General features: G+C 62.9%; 17 protein-coding genes. 1 reads left to right on the forward strand and 16 read right to left on the reverse strand.

The window, feature by feature from the left end; all coding sequences use genetic code 11:
• Positions 1 to 105: 105 nt before the first annotated feature.
• Both HMPREF0762_RS04370 and HMPREF0762_RS04375 read right to left on the reverse strand, forming a co-directional pair.
• Positions 106 to 396 carry a co-chaperone GroES gene (locus HMPREF0762_RS04370; RefSeq protein ID WP_009077294.1) on the reverse strand — a complete coding sequence of 97 codons (291 nt, stop codon included), beginning with the start codon at positions 394 to 396 and terminating at the stop codon, positions 106 to 108.
• A 454-nt stretch (positions 397 to 850) separates the two neighbouring features.
• Entirely contained in the window at positions 851 to 1447 is a 597-nt protein-coding gene (locus HMPREF0762_RS04375) for a helix-turn-helix transcriptional regulator (protein WP_006362260.1), read from the reverse strand.
• A gap of 126 nt (positions 1448 to 1573) precedes the next feature.
• Between HMPREF0762_RS04375 and HMPREF0762_RS04380 the strand changes: the two genes are divergently transcribed.
• Positions 1574 to 2572 carry a DUF6273 domain-containing protein gene (locus tag HMPREF0762_RS04380; RefSeq protein WP_006362261.1) on the forward strand — a complete coding sequence of 333 codons (999 nt, stop codon included), beginning with the start codon at positions 1574 to 1576 and terminating at the stop codon, positions 2570 to 2572.
• Positions 2573 to 3277: 705 nt separating this feature from the next.
• Here HMPREF0762_RS04380 and HMPREF0762_RS04385 read toward each other — a convergent pair.
• From HMPREF0762_RS04385 to HMPREF0762_RS04450, 14 genes are all read right to left on the reverse strand, one after another.
• Positions 3278 to 4879, reverse strand: coding sequence for a chloride channel protein (locus tag HMPREF0762_RS04385; protein WP_006362263.1), 1602 nt, complete (start codon positions 4877 to 4879; stop codon positions 3278 to 3280).
• Between the two features lie 185 nt (positions 4880 to 5064).
• On the reverse strand, positions 5065 to 6303 hold the full coding sequence (locus tag HMPREF0762_RS04390; protein ID WP_040619019.1) for a cysteine desulfurase family protein: 1239 nt from the start codon (positions 6301 to 6303) through the stop codon (positions 5065 to 5067).
• Between the two features lie 27 nt (positions 6304 to 6330).
• The gene (locus tag HMPREF0762_RS04395) at positions 6331 to 7158 is read right to left on the reverse strand and encodes a formate/nitrite transporter family protein (protein WP_006362265.1); all 828 of its coding nucleotides are present in this window, start codon (positions 7156 to 7158) and stop codon (positions 6331 to 6333) included.
• Positions 7159 to 7187: 29 nt separating this feature from the next.
• Positions 7188 to 7664, reverse strand: coding sequence for a hydrogenase maturation peptidase HycI (gene hycI, locus HMPREF0762_RS04400; protein ID WP_006362266.1), 477 nt, complete (start codon positions 7662 to 7664; stop codon positions 7188 to 7190).
• The gene (locus HMPREF0762_RS04405; RefSeq protein WP_006362267.1) at positions 7661 to 8116 is read right to left on the reverse strand and encodes a formate hydrogenlyase maturation HycH family protein; all 456 of its coding nucleotides are present in this window, start codon (positions 8114 to 8116) and stop codon (positions 7661 to 7663) included. Before HMPREF0762_RS04405 ends, hycI begins: the two co-directional genes overlap by 4 nt.
• Positions 8113 to 8898: an NADH-quinone oxidoreductase subunit B family protein gene (locus HMPREF0762_RS04410; RefSeq protein ID WP_006362268.1), complete on the reverse strand. Its 786-nt coding sequence runs from the start codon at positions 8896 to 8898 to the stop codon at positions 8113 to 8115. Before HMPREF0762_RS04410 ends, HMPREF0762_RS04405 begins: the two co-directional genes overlap by 4 nt.
• 3 nt (positions 8899 to 8901) lie before the next feature.
• A complete protein-coding gene (locus tag HMPREF0762_RS04415; RefSeq protein ID WP_006362269.1) occupies positions 8902 to 9444 on the reverse strand; it encodes a formate hydrogenlyase complex iron-sulfur subunit in 543 nt (180 codons plus the stop codon).
• 10 nt (positions 9445 to 9454) lie between these two features.
• Entirely contained in the window at positions 9455 to 11176 is a 1722-nt protein-coding gene (locus HMPREF0762_RS04420; protein ID WP_006362270.1) for a hydrogenase large subunit, read from the reverse strand.
• A gap of 6 nt (positions 11177 to 11182) precedes the next feature.
• Complete coding sequence (locus tag HMPREF0762_RS04425; RefSeq protein WP_006362271.1) at positions 11183 to 12760, reverse strand: hydrogenase 4 subunit F; 1578 nt, start codon at positions 12758 to 12760, stop codon at positions 11183 to 11185.
• A 4-nt stretch (positions 12761 to 12764) separates the two neighbouring features.
• On the reverse strand, positions 12765 to 13418 hold the full coding sequence (hyfE, locus tag HMPREF0762_RS04430; protein WP_006362272.1) for a hydrogenase 4 membrane subunit: 654 nt from the start codon (positions 13416 to 13418) through the stop codon (positions 12765 to 12767).
• A 10-nt stretch (positions 13419 to 13428) separates the two neighbouring features.
• Complete coding sequence (locus HMPREF0762_RS04435; RefSeq protein WP_040619023.1) at positions 13429 to 14886, reverse strand: hydrogenase 4 subunit D; 1458 nt, start codon at positions 14884 to 14886, stop codon at positions 13429 to 13431.
• A 15-nt stretch (positions 14887 to 14901) separates the two neighbouring features.
• Positions 14902 to 15828: a respiratory chain complex I subunit 1 family protein gene (locus HMPREF0762_RS04440; protein WP_006362275.1), complete on the reverse strand. Its 927-nt coding sequence runs from the start codon at positions 15826 to 15828 to the stop codon at positions 14902 to 14904.
• Positions 15828 to 17855 (reverse strand): hydrogenase 4 subunit B, encoded by a 2028-nt coding sequence (gene hyfB, locus HMPREF0762_RS04445; protein WP_006362276.1) that lies wholly within the window; start codon positions 17853 to 17855, stop codon positions 15828 to 15830. Before hyfB ends, HMPREF0762_RS04440 begins: the two co-directional genes overlap by 1 nt.
• Entirely contained in the window at positions 17852 to 18322 is a 471-nt protein-coding gene (locus HMPREF0762_RS04450; protein ID WP_115314213.1) for a 4Fe-4S dicluster domain-containing protein, read from the reverse strand. The genes hyfB and HMPREF0762_RS04450 overlap by 4 nt, the downstream gene beginning before the upstream one ends.
• Positions 18323 to 18329: the final 7 nt, after the last annotated feature.

Genomic DNA, 18329 nt, shown 5'->3' on the forward strand with positions numbered 1-18329 from the left:
TGAACCGCTGCGCCAGGCTCGAGGAAAGAGGATCTGCCTTATCCCCTTCAACCTGGCGGCTGCATGGCCGCGTGCCACGAGTGACGCGACCGGCAGGATGCACGATTAGGCGGTGTAGACGGCCAGGATGTCGTCGGCGCGCAGGATCAGGACCTCTTCGCCATCAAGCGTGATGTCGGTTCCGCCGTACTTGCCGTACAGGACGCGATCGCCGGCCTTGACGGGAACGGGCACGAGCTTGCCGTCCTTGTCCAGCTTGCCCTCGCCCACGGCGACGACGATGCCGGTCTGCGGCTTCTCTTTGGAGGTGGATGCGATGAGCAGGCCCGCGGAAGTTGCGGATTCGGCTTCGTCGCGCTTCACGATGACGCGATCGCCCAGAGGCTTCAAATTCATGATCGATTGTCCTTTCTCCATGACTTGATACCCGAGTTGAATGAGTGCTAGCACTCGGCATGCCCGACTGCTAACGGTTCCCTATACTAGCAGCCAAGCCGTAACACGCAATGCCCAATTGAGAAAATCTAAGCGTGCGTCACTAAACGTTGACGGAGCGTCATCTTGGCGGAGCGGACGGCGCGCATATCGTCAGATTCACGGGGGAACGACGGTGAAACGCGGGAGACCTTTAAGCGTGGGCCTAGATACCTTCACGCTTCTCCCGAGAAGCCCCGACAGTTCTCCGCCAGTGATTCGACCCTTTGCATACACGTACTGCATGGCAGCAAGCTCATACTCATTGAACGACTCGAAAGCTGCCTGTCCGATATTGCCTGTAAGAGCATCCTGACTTCTCAATACCCGTGATGTAATGCTATTTTCAAGCGTCATCTGCACTGATGCGTCATTTTTACGACATGACCGCCTGTGCGAACAGATATCCGACGGCACATCCCAGCATCGCGCAGACCAAGACTCGAAGCGCGGTATTGCGCAGGCGGTTCTCACGAGCACGCACGCTTGTGGGATTGTCGCGGTCAACGGGGTCGCCTTTGATGAAGGAGACGATTTCTCGATAGGTCACGAGATCCTGGTCTCTTTTGATCCGATCGATCCGCCAAAAGAACGAGCATCCGATTCCAAAGGATAGAAGCCAGATGATGGTGGATGGGATCATGCCCCATTCCCAAAACATGGTTCCTCCTGCAAGCAGGACCACGGAAGCGATGAGGAACACCGCGCCCGTCCATGACAGGATCGTGAGCTTCTTCGCAAGATCCTTATTCCCAATGATTTCTTCCATGGCCGTCACGTCTCCTTTGATCAAGCTATCCACCGATACGTCGAAGGTCGCCGACAACAGCAGCAGGCTCTGCACGTCTGGGTAGGTCTTGTCGTTCTCCCAATTGGAAATGGTCTGGCGCGAGACGTATATCCTCGACGCCAAATCGTCTTGAGACAAATCGTTCTCGGACCTTAGGCGCTTTATCTGTCCTGCAAGTTCCATGTGGCTCCCTTCGACGCCTCGAAGGATGAGACGTTTCGTGGGATGCTACCATCAAAAGGTATTGGCAAGACCGCACCTGGCCTTATCGCATAGCGTCAACGGTCTTTGACAGGTAAGAAGTTCCCTATGATTCATGCTCTGCACCTCAACGACGGCCGCCGCGGCTCCAAACGCGACTCCCTCGGGCGCACCGTCGTCCTCCTCGTGTTCCTTGCCCTCCTCGCAAGCATGGCGGCCTCCGGCTGCGCGCAGGGCGGTGCGACGTCGATGGATTCCGGATCCTTGGAGACCATGACCTGGGATGAAATCGAGGCAGCCGCGCACGATATAGAATCTGCGTCCGATGAGGAAGACGCCTTAGCACGCGCAGCCTCATACGGCTTCGTCAATGAAGATGGATCTATCGCTGAGGGCACGAAATCCATCGCGCTCGATTCCGGGGAGACGATCGCGGTCCGCGTCGCCGACATCTATCGCGACGATAAATCCGATGGATCGGGGAAAGCCGGCATCACCTTCCTTGCGACAACGGCCGTGGGACCGCACGGTATGAATTCCGGACCGTCGAATGCAGGCGGCTGGGAGAAGAGCGAGGCGCGCGCATGGCTGGCAAACGAGGTGCTTCCCTCGTTTCCTGATGACCTGGAAAAAGCCATCACGCCCATCAAGAAGACGACGAACAACCTCGGCAACGCCGATGCCGAAAACCCAAGCGCGTCCTTGAGCGTGACGGACGATGCACTCTGGATTCCCTCCGCCGCTGAGATCTGGGGGCAGGACATCGCATGGTTCACCGATGACCAGGCTTGGTGCAACGATGTGCTCGCCGAGGAAGGCAGCCAGTATCGGCTCTTCACGCAAGCGGGCATCAACGCAGGCGGCATCGTCGTGGACACCGACGATGCGCAGGCGTTCAGCCACGAGACCGGCCGCGACGCCTCGGCGCCGACCGAGCTGCTCGCACGCACGTTTCCCGACGGCGAGAAGCCCTGCGATTGGTGGACGCGCAGCTCACGTGCGAGCGACGACGTGTACTACGTCGGCGTTTACAAAGATGGGTCGGCGAACCCCTATGGCTTCCTCGGCAACTACGATGCCGGCATCGTGATCGGATTCTGCATCTGAGAACCTACGATGACATGCGCCTGTATGGCTATCGCGATGTTGAACGACTGGATCAGCCGCTTTGACCGAACGTTTTGCAAGACTTCGACCAGACAATATGGAAACGCTAGCCTGCGGAGACGAACTGCTTGACCTGCGCTCGGGGCGATCCTGTGCCACACGGTTCGTGCGGACAGCCATGGCGTAAGCCCAATCCGCCCGCATTGCCGATTTTGCAGAGCTTAGTGGGATTTTGAAAGTCGTTTTTCGAGATCGAGAGCCATTTTCGTTGCGAGAACAACAAAATACCCCTTCAAAAGACTTCGTCGCGGGATCGAATACCCCCTAACCTAGGAAAAACTGTCAGTTGGGCGAGGATCGGCTTCTATTTTTCGTAAAGCACTGATTTTTTGACAACGCATGCACGTTTTTCGATAGCACGTGCGCATTTTCGATAACGCATGCGCGGTGTCCACGCATGCGGCACCGGTGTCGCGCATGAAAACATTCAACGGATCGCGCGACGGCAACCAAACTCTCATCACATTGATAAGCCTTTCTCACGACGGTTTCGCGTCGTGAGAGCACCCATTGACGCTCTAACAACTTTTTAGCATCGCAAGATGCCGCTAAACGCATGCGAATCGTCCTCGCCGCACAGAAGGAAGCGCCCGGCGCGCGCGTGGGGCGGCGCAGGCGCGAGCATGATGCGCACGCGATCCATTCCTACTTCGTCCGACGCACAAACGCAAGCGCCTTGCGCATCGCCGTCCCGATCTCGCGATACGAAAACACGTTCCCGTACAGGCTTAAAGGAAGCGTGCAGAGAAACGAGATCGCCGCCGCCGCGGCGAACCAGCCCGCACCGACGGGACCGAGCGCCTCGAGGCCGAGCAAGCACGCCGCAATCGGGCAGTTCGCCGCAGCAGTCATTCCCGCGACAAGCCCCACGACGGCACCGAATCCCGGATCGATGCCGAAAACGTCCCCGAGAAAGCATCCGCAGGTCGCGCCGATGCACATGGTCGGCATGATTTCCCCGCCTTTGAAGCCGAATGCGAGCAGGAACGCCGTGAACGCGAGCTTTCCCAAGAAGTACGGATCGGTCACACCGCCTGCGAACGCGGCGGTCACGTAATCCATGCCCGTACCCGAAAATACCCGCATGCCAGGCAGCGACAGCACCATCACGGCCGCGATCGTCCCGCCGATCACGAGGGGAAGCCACATGGGAACCGGCAACGCCGCCACAGCCGCACGCCCCCGCACCACGATGAAGCAGAAGAACGCCCCCGCTGCAGTGCTGCCGAGCACGACCAGCAAGAATGCCGGAGTCTGCGCAAGCGCCGGCAGCGATCCTGCAACGACGGCCGATCCAAGGCCGGAAAATCCCACGAGCTTCGCGCATCCGTCGCCGGCGAACGCCGATGCGACGACGACGCCGAGCCCTCTGATGCCGCACGAATGGTTGCGCATGAGCTCGATCGAAAGCAGAGCCGAAGCGAGCGGCATGCCCAAAAGGACGCCGAGCGCACCGGCCATGCCGCACGACGCAAGCGTGACCAGCTGCTTCTTATCGACCCTGAACAGGCGACGCATGATGGACGCCACCGCGGAGCTCATCTGCAGCGCGCCCGCCTCCTTGCCGACCGAACCGCCGCAGAGGATGGTCATGCAGGTGCCGAGGAAGATGGCGGGCATGAGCGTCACGGGAAGCTCGTCGGGGACCGCCGTGTCGCTCAATCTGCGCATACCCCCGAAGAATCCCCGGTCAACGTCGGATGCGTCCGATCGCTTCCCGGATGCGGCATGATAGCCCCAGAGGCGGGATTCCGAAGAAGGCACGCCCGGCACTGCGGGATTCGGCGCGGATGCCTCGCCTGCCGACGTGCGCGCCTCCCCTGCCGGAGCGAACGCGACCGACGCTCTGCCGGACACCACGTCGTCAGACATCGATTCGCTCACGCCATGCCTGACACCCGGTTCTCCTGCGGCGACCGATCGATCGCCCGCATTCCCGTCAACCGCCATCTCGCACGCGTCGCGATCGGCGTTCGCCTCCCCTGCGCCGATCTCTCCCGCTCCCGCGGATTCACGCCTCAGCGATTCGATGGCCACGCCCGTCGCCATGCCGAACGGCACGTGCATGAGGCGATAGAACAGATAGGTTTCGAGCCCGACCAGGGGAAGCAGAACGGCAACGTGCTCCGTCTCAGAGAAAACCCAGCTCGATGCATCGACGGCGAAGGAAAACGCAAGCGCAAGGGCGGTGGAGGCGGCGACCGTCGCCGCAACGGCGCCGACGAATGCGGACGTCCTCCCCTTCATGCGTCTTCCCTCCTTCCCGCCCGCAGCCGCCGAAGGCACGCAGCAGGCTCGTCCGTCCGAACAGCCGGCAGCGCGAACGCGGCCAGCGACCGCAAAAGGCAAGCGGGCTCCGTCCCGTGAGACGAAGCCCGCCCAACGAACGCTCCCCATGCTTTTCGAGAACCGCCGCTTCGCCGTCGAGACGCCTAGCCGGCGCGCTTCCCCAACGACTTCTCCGCCGCAACCGTGAATGCGTCCAAAAACGTACGGACTTCGTCCTCGGTCGTATCCCGGCATAGGCTCACACGGTAGGTATAGCGCCAATGCGTCACGGGGAACCCCGCGAGCCGCAACGTCAACGGATGCTTCACACGCCAGGTGCCTTCGGGCACGTCGGCGCGGGACGTCGAGCAGGCCGTGCTCGCGGAGATGCAGATGCCCTGCTCGTCAAGCATTCTGATGACCTGGCTGTTGCTCGTGCCGGGAATCGAGAAGCTGACGATGTAGGGGCTGCCGTCGTCGCGCGCATTCACGCAGAGCCCGTCGAAGCGCTCGGCCAGCCCCTCGAGGATCATGCGCTTCAGAGCGGATATGCGCTTGAAGGACGCCTCCCGATCCGCGCAGGTGATTCGCGCCGCTTCGGCGAACCCGACGATCAGAGGGACGGCCTGCGTCCCCGAGCGGAGCCCGGATTCCTGGCCGCCGCCGGCAGCCGTGGTGAACAGCGTCGTGCCCCGCCGCACGTACAGCGCGCCGATTCCCTTGGGACCTCCGATCTTATGGCTGCAAAACGACATCAAGTCGACCCCGAGGTCGTCCACCTGCACATCAAGCTTGCCGAACGCCTGAACCGCATCCGTGTGCACGAGCGGATACGAGGCGCTCGCTGCGTCGGAATCGGTCCTGCGACGCGCCATGGCATGTTCGTGGCACAAAGCGGCGACCTCCTTGATAGGGAACCGATACCCGAGCTCGCTCTGCACGCTCATGACGGTGACCAGGGCGACGTCGTCACGCTCCGAGAGCAGCCGTCCGAGCGTATCCAGATCGAGATCGCCCTTGACGGCATCAAGATGCTCCGTCCGCCAGCCGTCGCGGCGCAGGTTGCGCACCGTCTTCGTGACCGACGGGTGCTCCAAGGCCGACGTGATGACCGACCCTTTCCCTTCCATGCGCTCGAAAGCCAGGCACGACCCCGTGATGGCGAGGTTGTTCGATTCCGTGCCGCCGGACGTGAAATACATCTCGTCGGGATGGGCGCCGATCAGCTCGGCCAACGTCTCGCGGCTTTCCTCCATGAGTCGCTTGGCCTGCCGACCGACGCCGTGAATCGAGGACGGATTGCCGAACGTGCGCTCCATAGCATCGGCCATGACGGCGCACACGCGTGGGTAGGGCCTGGTCGTCGCTGCGTTATCAAGATATATGACGCGTTGGTCGCTCACGGCGCCCCCTTGCTGCCGCCCCTCCGCTTATTTGTCGCTCTTGACCGCGCGGTTGATCGCCCAGAAGGCGAGGCCCACGAGCGCGCCGCCGACGATATTGCCGAGCGTGGCGAAGCAGAGGTTGGTCATGACGCCGCCCAGAGTGACGAGGCCGGCGTCGCCGATGCCCGTGGTGTTCAGGAGCAGGCCCATGGGCAGGAAGGACATGTTGGCGACGCAGTGCTCGAAGCCTGCGGCGACGAAGGCGGAGATGGGCAGAAGGACGCCGAGCACCTTGTCAGCGACCGTGCGCGCGGAAAACGCGACCCAGACGGCCAGGCACACGAACACGTTGCACATGATGCCCTTGAAGAAGATGGTCGCCGGAGCGAGCGCGACCTTGCCCGCAGCCACGTTCACCATGGCCTCTCCGACTCCACCGCCGCCGAGCGCAGGCGTGGCGGCGAGATAGATGAGCGCCACCGCGATCAGGGAACCGACCAGATTGCCGATCCAGACGATGATCCAGTTCTTGAGCAGCGGTCCGATGCCGATCTTCTTGTCGACGAGCGCGCAGACCATGAGCGAATTGCCGGTGAACAGCTCGACGCCGGTGCAGACAACGAGCACGAGGCCCAAGCAGAAGCAGATGCCGCCTACGATGCGCTGCGCGGCGAAGGGCATGGCCGGATCGCCGAGGAAGACGCAGAAGTACAGGCCGCCGAACGCGATGAAGGCGCCGGCGAGCATGGCCGAGATGAACATGCGGCCCGGCAGCATCTTCGTTTTTCCGACTCCGATTCCCACGGCTTTCGCAAGCGTGGCGACCGGCGAAAGAGCATCGGGCTTCAACGCGTCGAGTTCTTTGTTCTCCATGATTACTCCCCTAGAATCGAATGGATCGCTTACCTAGACTCACGAGCTCCCGCGAACATCGCGAAGTCGGCTCCGGCCGCAACCCAGTCGTATACGAACCGGACGGCCTTCATGACCTCGGGCGTCAGCGGGTTGAAGAACGAGGTGTCCTGCGGCTGGATCCCGACGAACAGAATCTCGTCGCAACACTCCTCGAGCTGCCCCAAAAGGAACGTGATGGGAAGGGAATGCGTGGTGATGAGGGCTTGCGTCGCAACCTCCTCGGGCGTGATGGCGCGCACCGACCCGGGCTCGAGCCCCATGTCGGCCGCATCCACGAGCACGAGGCGCTTCGGATGCGCCCGACGGATCAGGACGAGGTCGTCCTCGGGCGTCTGCCCGCCGTCGATGACGCTCCACCCCTCGATGGGATCCTCCTCGCACAGCTGCGTGAGCATCGGGCCTGCGGCGTCGTCGCCGCGCAGGACGCTTCCGACGGTGAACAGGATCTGATTCCCCACGTTCACGAGACCACCTCCCTGACCATCACATAGACCGACGGCTCCTCGCGCACGATGCGAAGCTGCTCGAGGAAGAGCCCGACGTAGCGGGCGACCTCCTCATCCGCAGCCGATGCAAGCGGCTCGAGCGCATCGATCACGATGTCGACCTGCGCCTTGCCGAGCTCTATCTCGGAATGGCGCATGACCCCCTCGAGTTTGTAGCGCGCCTCTCCCTCCGGAAGCGTAGCGCAGATGCGCTCGAATACCTCGACCGGCATGCTCAGCACGCACTCGAAGCAATCGATGACACCGGTATGATGCCCGACCGAAAGCGTGTAGTACAGAACGTCCTTCGCGTCGTCGGGCACCGATTGCGCACTGTCCACGAACTTCCTCACCAGGCGATGGACGCGCACCGTCCGCGCCTGAGCATGCTCAGGCGCAAGGTCGGTCCCGTTGTTGCGCGCAAGGCTCATCCGATCACCTTTTTAAGCAGAAGCTCTTTGAGGTCGGCGTAGACTTCGGCGCGACGCGGGTCGTCGGTGCCGGCAATGAGGTCGTCGACCGAGGCGATCACGCTGCCGTTCGAAGACGAAAGCGCTTTCAGGAAATCATCGGCGAGGTCGTGACCCTGCAGATACCCGCTCATAAGACGTGCCTCGTGCTCGATTTCCGTACGAAGGGCGTACGGGATGTCCGCATAGGCCAGGCGCGCAAGCTCGCCGGGAGCCTCGATGGTCTCCTTATGATGCAGTTTCTGGCCCAGCATGCCGAGCGTCATCGCGAAGCCGTAGATGGTCTGGGCCGGCGACGGCGGACACCCGGGGATGTAGACATCGACCGGAAGGATCTGGTCGGTGCCGCCCCACACGCAGTAGTTGTCGTGGAAGATACCGCCGGTGCAGCCGCAGGCGCCGTAGGACACGACGAGCTTCGGATCGGGAGCCCCTTCGTAGGCGCGCATGGCCGGCAGGCGCATGGCGCGCGTGACGGCGCCGGTGAATACCAGGATGTCCGCATGACGGGGACTCGGGGTGTTCTTGATGCCGAAGCGTTCGGCGTCGAAGACCGGCGTGATGGTCGCGAAGATCTCGATCTCGCACGCGTTGCATCCGCCGCAGTCGACGCGGTAGATGTAGACGGAGCGCTTGATGTCGTTGAGCAGCGCGGCCTTGGCCTTCTGTATGCTCTCGTCGAGCTCTATCCTGGTAGGAATGGCCTGCAGGCGCTCGGGCACCTGCTCGAGTACGGTATGCATGTCCTACCTCCCCCCTTCGATGCGCGAAACCGCCTGGGCCGCCTTGGCGTCCATGGTCCGCTTGCACGTAGGACACACCCTCAGCTTCGCCAGGGACGCGTCAAGCTCTTCTCCGGCGATGCCGGAAATGTTCTTCAACAGACCCTCCGCGTAGGCGACCTGCTTGCGCGGCGCGAACGGCTTGCCGCACGCCGCGCAGTGCTCGAGCAGATAGGTGCTGCTCTCCTCGAGGTCTTCCGCCGCCATGACCGCGAGCTCGAACTCGTTGCCGAGCTTGATCGCGTCGAAGGGGCAGACCTCTTCGCAACGGCCGCAGAAGATGCAGCGACCGTAGTTGATGTTCCACGCGATGGTGCCGGCGCTTTCGTCCACCGTCATCTGAATGGCGTTGGGCGGGCACGCCGATGCGCACGCGGCGCAGGCGATGCACTGCTTCTCGTCGTGCTCGGGCTTGCCGCGAAAGCCGTACGGCAGATCCATCGGCGCCGCCGGGTACTGGGTGGTCGCATTGCCCGTTTTCAGGGCGTTGATCAAGGTTTTCAGCATGGCCGTCTCCTTAATCCTTCAACGGCGAATGAGCCCTGTCGCGGCAGTAGAACTCGAGATCGCTCTTGGTCAAGACCTTGGAGGTCTGCTTCTTCACATCCACCACGGTCACGCGGTCGGTGCAGGAATAGCAGGGATCGAGGCTGCCGACGATGAGCGCGGCATCCGAGACCGTGTTCCCCCTGAACATGCTGCGCAGGACGGGCCAGTTGCTGTAAGTGGCCGCTTTGGCACGCCAGCGGTAGCATTTCTGATTATCCCCGACCATGGCCCAGTGCACGTCCTCGCCGCGCGGCGCCTCGGTGACCGCCACGCCGAACCGATGCGGCGTGTAGGTCCAATCCTCGGTGAGGATCGGGCCTGACGGTGCGTTGGTGAGCAGCTCCTCGATCATATCGAGGCTGTCGAAGAACTCCCCGACACGCACGAGCGTGCGGCTCTGGACATCGCATCCGGTCTGGAACTGGGGCTTCCAGTCTTTCAGATGCGTGTAGCCATCGAAGGGATGATGGTGGCGCGCATCGCGGGCGAAGCCGCTGCCGCGGACCAGCGGGCCGACGGGGCTGTAGTCGCGCGCGACCTTCGGGTCCAAGATGCCGATGCCCTTGGTGCGGGAATCGAAGTTCGGGGTGCCCAGAAGCTCCTCGACCAGGCTCTTGACCTCGGCACGCAGCTCATGGACGAGCTGCAGGGTGCCGGCCTGCTCTTTCAAGATGTCGCGGCGGACGCCGCCGATGAGGTTCAGGCCGTAGGTCTTGCGGTGGCCGGTGATGCGTTCGGCCAGATCCATCGACTTCTCGCGCGCACGGAAGAAATGGTTGAATCCCGTGTCGAAGCCGCAGTAGTGGCACACGAGGCCGATGTTGAGCAGGTGCGAGTGCAGGCGTTCGACCTCGAGCACGATCGAGCGGATGTACTGGGCGCGCAGAGGGACCTGGATGCCCTGGGCGTTCTCCACGGCCTCGGCGTACGCGACCGAATGGGCGCAGCCGCAGATGCCGCAGATGCGGTCGGCGAAGAACGTGACGGCATCGTAGTTCAGGCGCTGCTCGGCGCACTTCTCCATGCCGCGATGCACATAGAACAGGCGGTAGTCCGCATCCACGATGGTCTCGCCCTCGACGAACAGGCGGAAGTGGCCCGGCTCGTCGGACGTGATGTGCAGCGGCCCCATCGGGACGACCGTGGTCTCGCGATCTCCGGTCTCGCGCAGGAACTCGTAGGTTTCCATCTCCGATGCGAGCTTCGGACGATGGCGGTAGTCCATGCTGTCCTTGCGCAGCGGATACAGGCCTTCCGGCCAGTCGTCCGGCAGGACCAGGCGACGGTTGTCGATGATGCCGATCGCGCGCAGCCCGAACATATCGTAGACCTCGCGCTCGCTCCATACCGCGGCGGGAACCCGCGGCGTGACGCTGGGGTATTCGCCCGGCTCGGGCGGAACCTCGACGCGCACGGTCAGGAAGCACCGATCCTCATCCTCCATGGACAGGATGTAGTACAGCGCATAATTGCCGTTGAGCGGGCGTTCGTCGTTGCCGACCATGACCGGCATCCAGCCGCCGCGATCGTAGTAGAGGAATTCCACCACGTCAGGCAGCATATCGAGCTTCACGGTCACACAGAGCTGATCCTCGCCCTGCCAGCTCGCGTCGACAACCGATCCTGGAAAACGATTCCGCACGGCTTCGACGTGGGTCTCGCCGATACGGAGCTCCTTCTTGTTCTTCATGACCCCCTACCTTTCGACCTTCATGCCTGCGGAGGCGCCATCGGTCTGGCTGAACAGAATGTTCACGACGGGAGTCTCGTGCAGCGCCTCGGTGCTGGATTGCGTGACGATCCCCGTCGCGTCCTCGACGCACTGCAGCATGGGCTGCGGGGCGGCGACGCCGAACCACAGAAGCGTGACGGCCAGGATGACTTCGGGAACCAGGGCGGCGACGCCGACGTCGCCCTTCTTGATATGGTCGGGAACCTTGCCGAAGACGGCTGCGGTGACGACGTGGGCGCAGGCGGCGACCACGATGGTGAGCGCGATCACGAAGATCGCGAGAACGATCCACCGCCCGTCCATGACGCCCGCCGTGATGCCTGTGATCTCAGACACGAACATCGCGAAGGGCGGGAAGCCGGCCAGGGCGAAGAAGCCCATCGCCAGCAGCACGCCGGTCGCCGGCATGGCCTTGAGCACGCCGCTGATCTCGTTGAGGTCGCGCGTGCCGTACTTCATGAGCACGTTGCCGGACAGGCAGAACAGGAAGGACTTGGTCAGGCCGTGGGTCACGCAGTGCAGCAGCGCAGCCGCGATGCCGAGCGGGCCGCCGAAGCCCAGGAACAGGGCCACGATACCGATGTTCTCGACGGAGTGGTAGGCCAGCTTGCGCTTGAGGTCGTCCTGAGAGAAGACCGACAGGGCCGCCATGGCGACCGACAGGATGCCGATGACCAGCATCACCATCTTCGGGAATGCGTCTCCCAAAGCCGCGCATGCGAGGATGTAGTAACGGATGATGAGCAGCATGGCGCACTTGAGCAGAACGCCGGACAGCAGGCCGGACACGGGGCTCGGCGCCTCGGAGTGGGCATCGGGCAGCCAGGTATGCATCGGGAACAGGCCCGCCTTGGTGCCGAAGCCGATCGTCGCGAAGACGAACGCCAGCGCCACGGTCAGCGTGTCGAACCGGTCGGCATAGGGAAGGATCGCGGTCCAGTAGATGGCCTGGGTCGGATCGGGCAGGATGCTCGCGGCGTTCGCATAGATGAGCACGGTGCCGTACAGGCCGAACGCGACGCCCGAAGTGCAGACGATGGCGTACTTCCAGGCGGCTTCGAGCGAAGGCTTCACGTCGTAGGCGCCCACCAGGAAGATGGTCGACAGCGTCGTGGCCTCGACGGCGATCCACATCATGAAGATGTTGTTGGACAGCGCCGCTACGAGCATCGTGAAGATGAACAGGCTGAAGAACAGGTAGAACTGCTTCACCTTGCGCGGCTCCATGGCGCCGCGCTGCACATCGTGCCTGATGTAGGGAATCGCATACAGGCCGGTCATGCAGCCGATGAATCCGATGAGGCCCACGAAGATGCAGGACAGCTGGTCGAGGCGGAACCACTCGCCCATGGCGGCGGCGGTCTCGCCCGAACCCACGACGCCCGCGATGGACACGAAGCTCAGAACCAGAACCGCGACGACATCGATGCCGTGCAGCGCCTCGTAGGCCGGGATGAGGCCTTCCTTCGAGGGAAGGATGGCGATGATGACGCCCGCGACGAGCGGCACGAGCATCAGGATGATCAATAGTTCACCAGTCATGGTCCTAACCTTTCAATTCAGTCAGGTCGTCGGCGTTCACCGTGTGGGCGACGCCGTACAGGCGGTATGCCAGGACCGAAAGGATAATCACCGCGAAGAACGCGTCGGTGGCGACGCCGATCTCGACGAGCGCCGGCGCATTGGACGCAAGCAGGGCGAGCGTCAGGTGCGAGCCGTTCTCCATAAGGCAGTAGCCGAAGATCTGCTTCACGACGTTACGTTGCGTGATGATGCAGGTCAGACCGATGAAGAAGTGCGCAAGCGAAATGGCCAGCGCGGGCTTGACCTCGACGGCCGCCGGAAGGTCGATATTCTGGACCGCGATGAAGCAGATGGCGACCTCGACGGCGACCAGCACGATCGCCTTGGTTGCCGTGAGCTTCGGCTCGAGTTCGGACCCTGCATCGGCGATCTTCCGCGAGAGGAAGATGATGACGCTCGGCACCACGACGACCTTCGTGACGAAGGCCGTCACGGACCATTCGTACAGCTCGACCGACCCCGTCGTGACGGCGAGGGCCAGGAAGCAGCCGATAAGGACCAGGGACTGAACGATGTAGCCGTATGCCGCCTTGCGAGGCGCCTTTTCCAGCACGATCACGAGCGACGTGATGATGAGGAACGCGCCGAGGATGTTCACTATGGTAAATCCGTCCATGTTCCCCCTCCTAACCAAGCCACGCCGCAGCGATGAAGCTGGAGCAGACGGTCATGACCAACAGAACGACGAAGGCGACCACCATGGCCCGAGGCACGGGCTGGGCGGCGGCGACGGTCTCGGAAGGCTCGCCGAAGAGCACGGAGCCGATCCACTTGAGGAACCAGGCGAAGCAGCCCACGGTCTCGAGCAGGGCGATGACCACGATGACCATCAGCGCAGGATGCCCGCTGTTCGCAGCGGTGATGAAGCCGCCGGCGAAGATGAGCGTCTTGCTGAAGAAGCCGTTCATGGGCGGGACGCCCGCGATGGCCAGCGCGGCGAACGCGAACGCGACGCCGAGCAGCGGCTGCTTCTTGAGCACGCCGCGCAGCTGCGGAAGCATGCGGGTGCCCAGCGTGTAGCTGAACGCGCCTGCCGTCAGGAAGAACAGGGTCTTCGCGAAGGCGTGGTTGAAGATGTGGGCGATGCCGCCCTCGAGGGCGATGCCGCTGCCGAACGCGTAGAAGCCGAACGCCAGGAAGATGTACGACAGCTGGCTGATGGTCGAGAAGGCCAGCAGGCGCTTCATGTCGGTCTGAGGCAGGTACATGATGAAGCTGAAGATGCAGGTGATGATCGCACCGATGACGATGACCCAACCCACGGCCTCGGGGATGGCGCCCGCGCTCATGAGCTCGCGGGCCAGCACCGCGACGCCGACCTTGACCATGGATGCGCCATGGAGATAGGCGGACACGGGCGTCGGCGCCTCCATGGCGGAGGGCAGCCACATGTAGAACGGCAGCTGCGCCGACTTCGCCCAGGCGGCGAAGATGACGCCGAGCAGGATGAAGGTCTTCCACCCTTCGCCCAGCTGAGCGATGTCGACGACCGAGAACGATCCGGTCTGCAGGAAGAGCGCGCCGGTCGCCACGTACAGGCCCAGAGAGCCGATATGGGTCAGGATGAGCGCCTTCATGGCGGACTTGCGCGCGGTCGGCGTGTCGTAGTAGCCGATCAGGGCCCAAGAGCATGCACCGGTGATCTCGAAGAACATCAGCTGGCCGATCAGCGTCGAGCTGAAGACCAGGCCAGCCATGGCACCGATGAACACGGTGAAGAACGCATAGAAGCGGCGGCGGGGTTTATCGGGATGCTCGCGGTTGCCCTCGTTCAGGTAGCCGACCGAGTAGATCGAGATAAGCAGGCCGATGCTCACGAACGCGGTCGCAAGCATGACGCTGACCTTGTCGATGGTGAGCCCCATGATCTCGATGCCGCCGATGACGGCAAGCGTGACATGCGCGCTATCCGCGCCCGACGCGCCGAGACCGATCCAGGTCATGATCGCGCACAGCGTGGAGATGCCGGCGGCCGCGATGCAGATGGCCTTCGCCGCAGGCCTCGGGCACACGACGATGGCAAGCGAGGCGACGAAGGGCACGAGTATGGAGGCGATTGCCAGCATGGCGAGATTACATACCATTCTCAAGCACCTCCCTTAGATTCCGAGGGCGCAGAAGACGAAGGCCAGGACGGCGATGCCGACGACGGCCCAGGTCTGCTTGCCCATGAACTTGAAGCGGACACGTGCGACGAGGTTTTCCACGACGAGGATCACGAGGAACACGACGGCCATCTTGACCAGGTACACGACCAGGCCGAGAGCCATGGCCGGCACCGTCATCTCGACGGCGCTGCCGAACGGCAGGAAAATCGCGAGGAACCAACTGACCACGAGGATCTGCTTCATGGTCATGGCGACCTTGATCATGCCCAGAGACGGGCCGGAGTACTCGGAAAGAGGTCCTTCCTGCAGCTCCTGCTCGGCTTCCGCCACGTCGTACGGAAGCTTGCCGAGTTCGATGTAGCAGGCGACGGCGAACGCGACGCCCGCGACGGTCACGCCGACGGGAGATGCGACCTGCAGAGATCCGATCATCTCTCCCATGGTGCCCACATTGGTGGTGCCGAGGATCATGGCGGTGGCGAACAGCGCCAGCATCATGGAAGGCTCCACCAGGATACCCACGATGAGCTCGCGGATGCCGCCGATCGAGGCGTAGTTGCCCGAACGGTCGACGCCGGCCAGGCCGAAGAAGAAGCGCGGCAGGGCGAGCAGGTAGATGATCAGGATGATGTCGCCCAGCACCGGGATCGGACAGGCGCGGGTCGCCATGGGCATGCCCATGGCGAGCACGAAGCAGACGCCGACGTACAGGACGGGCATGTAGCGCGATACGAACGTCGAGCTTTCGGTGCGGACGTCGTCACGCTTGAACAGCTTGATGATATCGTAGTAGTCCTGGAAGATCGAAGGGCCCTTGCGCGTATGGATCTTCGCGCGCAGCCAACGACCGATACCAGAGGTCAAAGGCGCAAGGAGCATCAGGAGCAACGCCTGGAGGATCGCAACGACGATACTCATTATGCGGCACCTCCCATCAAAGCGACGGTCGCGATGAGCAGAGCCACCAGAGCGACGACGATGTAGACGATATAGAGGCGGGAGTCGCCGGCCTCGATGCGCTGCGAGAGCTTCGCGATGCGGTCGACGAATGCGGCGACGGGATCGACGAGGCGCTTATCGCCCACCGTTTCCGCAACCTTGGCTCCGCCGACGAGCGATTCGAACGCCTTGACGAACTTCGGGGACGTGCCCACGAGCGCGTCGCGCGCAGCATACAGCGGACCCATGACCCACTTGACCTCGGACGCGAATGTGGTCGCGATGACCGGCATGTCACCTTCGGATTTATATCCGCAGGCCCAGGGATCGCGACGGACCGAAGAGCCGCCCTTCGCGAACATCGAGCGGATCCCCAAGGCCACGAACACGGCCGCGATCAGAAGAACGGCGACCAGCGGCGTGGAAATGACGCTGTCGGTGATGCCGTTGGTGACCGCAGCGCCGCTCGCGACCGCGACGGCGCTTCCGCCGAGAACGGATGCCGCGACGCCCTCGAGCACGGGCGCGCAGAGAGGTGCGCCCAGACCGAGGAAGATGCAGACGATGGATAGGATGACCATGGAAGCCGTCATGGAGGCGGGAACTTCCTTGGCCTTAAGCGCCGCGTCAGAACGGCCGACGCCCAGGAACGTGACGCCGTAGGCCTTGACGAAGCAGGTCACGGCAAGCGCGCCGGTGACGGCGAGCGCCACGGCCGCGAAGGCGGCGAAGGCCTTGATCATGGTTCCGCCCATGAAGGCCGCGCTGAACATGGCCTGATAGGTGAACCATTCGGACACGAAGCCGTTCAGCGGCGGAATGGCCGAGATGGCCAGGCTGCCGATAAGGAAGCACATGGCCGTGACGGGCATGGCGTGGATAAGCCCGCCCATCTTCTCCATGTTGCGCGTGCCCGTGGCATACAGCACGGAGCCGGCGCCCAGGAAGAGCAGGCCCTTGAACATCGCGTGGTTGAGCATGTGGTAGATGCCCGCCAGAAGCGCGAGGCCGGCAAGCGCGGGCTGGTCCATCGCGACGCCGACGAAGGCGAGGCCGACGCCCAGCAGGATGATGCCGATGTTCTCGACGGAGTGGTAGGCCAGAAGCTTCTTGATGTCATGCTCGCCCAGCGCGTAGACGACGCCGAGCACCGAGGAGACGGCGCCGACGACGAGGACCAGCAGGCCCCACCACAGCATGCAGTCGGTGCCGGACAGCAGGTCGAGCCCGACCTTGATGATGCCGAAGACGCCGATCTTGATCATGCCGCCGGACATGAGCGCGGACACGTTGGAAGGCGCCGCAGGATGCGCCTGGGGCAGCCAGGAATGGAAGGGCACCATGCCGGCCTTGCAGCCGAAGCCGAAGAACGCCAGCACGAACGCGAGGGACCCGAGAGCAGGGCCGAAATCGTGGACGCGATAGGCGGCGAACTCGAAGCTGCCGGTCTGGGACGCCATGATGAAATACGAAATCATGATCATCAGGAAGCCTACATGCGCCATGACCAGGTACATGAAGCCGCCCTTGATGGACTGCTTCTTCTGCTCGACGACGACCAGGAAATACGAGGTCAACGACATGAGCTCGAAGAAGACCAGGAACCAGAACGCGTTATCGGCGACCACCAGCACGTTCATGGACGCGATGAAGAGGTTCATGAACAGGCCCATGGCCCCCAGGCCGTTTTCCTTGTACTCGTCGAAGTAGGAAAGGCCGTACAGGAACGCCGCGAACGCGAGGACGTTGATGATCGCCAGCAGAAGGCCGGCGATCGGATTGAGCAGCAGGGTGAAGTCGGCGAAGGAGAACGGCGTCGCGACGGACAGACACGCCCCCTGGCCGATAACGCCTTGGAAGCCGGCGAGGACGGCGAGCAGCGCCGAACCCATGCCGAACAGGCACGCGACGACCTTGGCCGCATGGGCGCTCTTGCCCAGGAACAGGGCAAGGAAGCCGCCGATGACGGAGACCGCGATCGAGGCGAGCAGGATTGTCATACTCATCTTTGAGCCCCCATCCTCGTGAAGTCATGCGCGTACTGGTCGCTCGCTTCCGCGGCGACGGCGCGCTCCAGGCGCAACGTGGACGTGACCGCAGCCTCGTCGACGTAGCTCAGAGCGTTGGTCGCGCATGCCTTGACGCAATGAGGACCTTCGGGATCGAAGGAGCATAGGTCGCACTTGACGGCCCTGGTGGTGATGCCTTCCTCCCATTGCAGCATCTCGCCGCGGGAAGAGGGGAAGGTGGGCGTGTCGTACTTCATGCCGGCAACGCCCGCGAGAGAGGTGCCCGAAGGATGGATCGCACCGAACGGGCAGACGACGGCGCACATCTTGCACCCGACGCACGTCTGCTCGTTGATGTGGATCGAACCGTTCTCGTTGGTGATTGCCCTGACGGGGCACACCTGCATGCAGGGAGCCCCGTCGCAATGATGGCAGGTGACCGCCGCCGACACATCCCTCGTCATGACCAGA

The organism is Slackia exigua ATCC 700122 (assembly GCF_000162875.1).
Taxonomy (GTDB): Bacteria; Actinomycetota; Coriobacteriia; order Coriobacteriales; family Eggerthellaceae; genus Slackia; species Slackia exigua.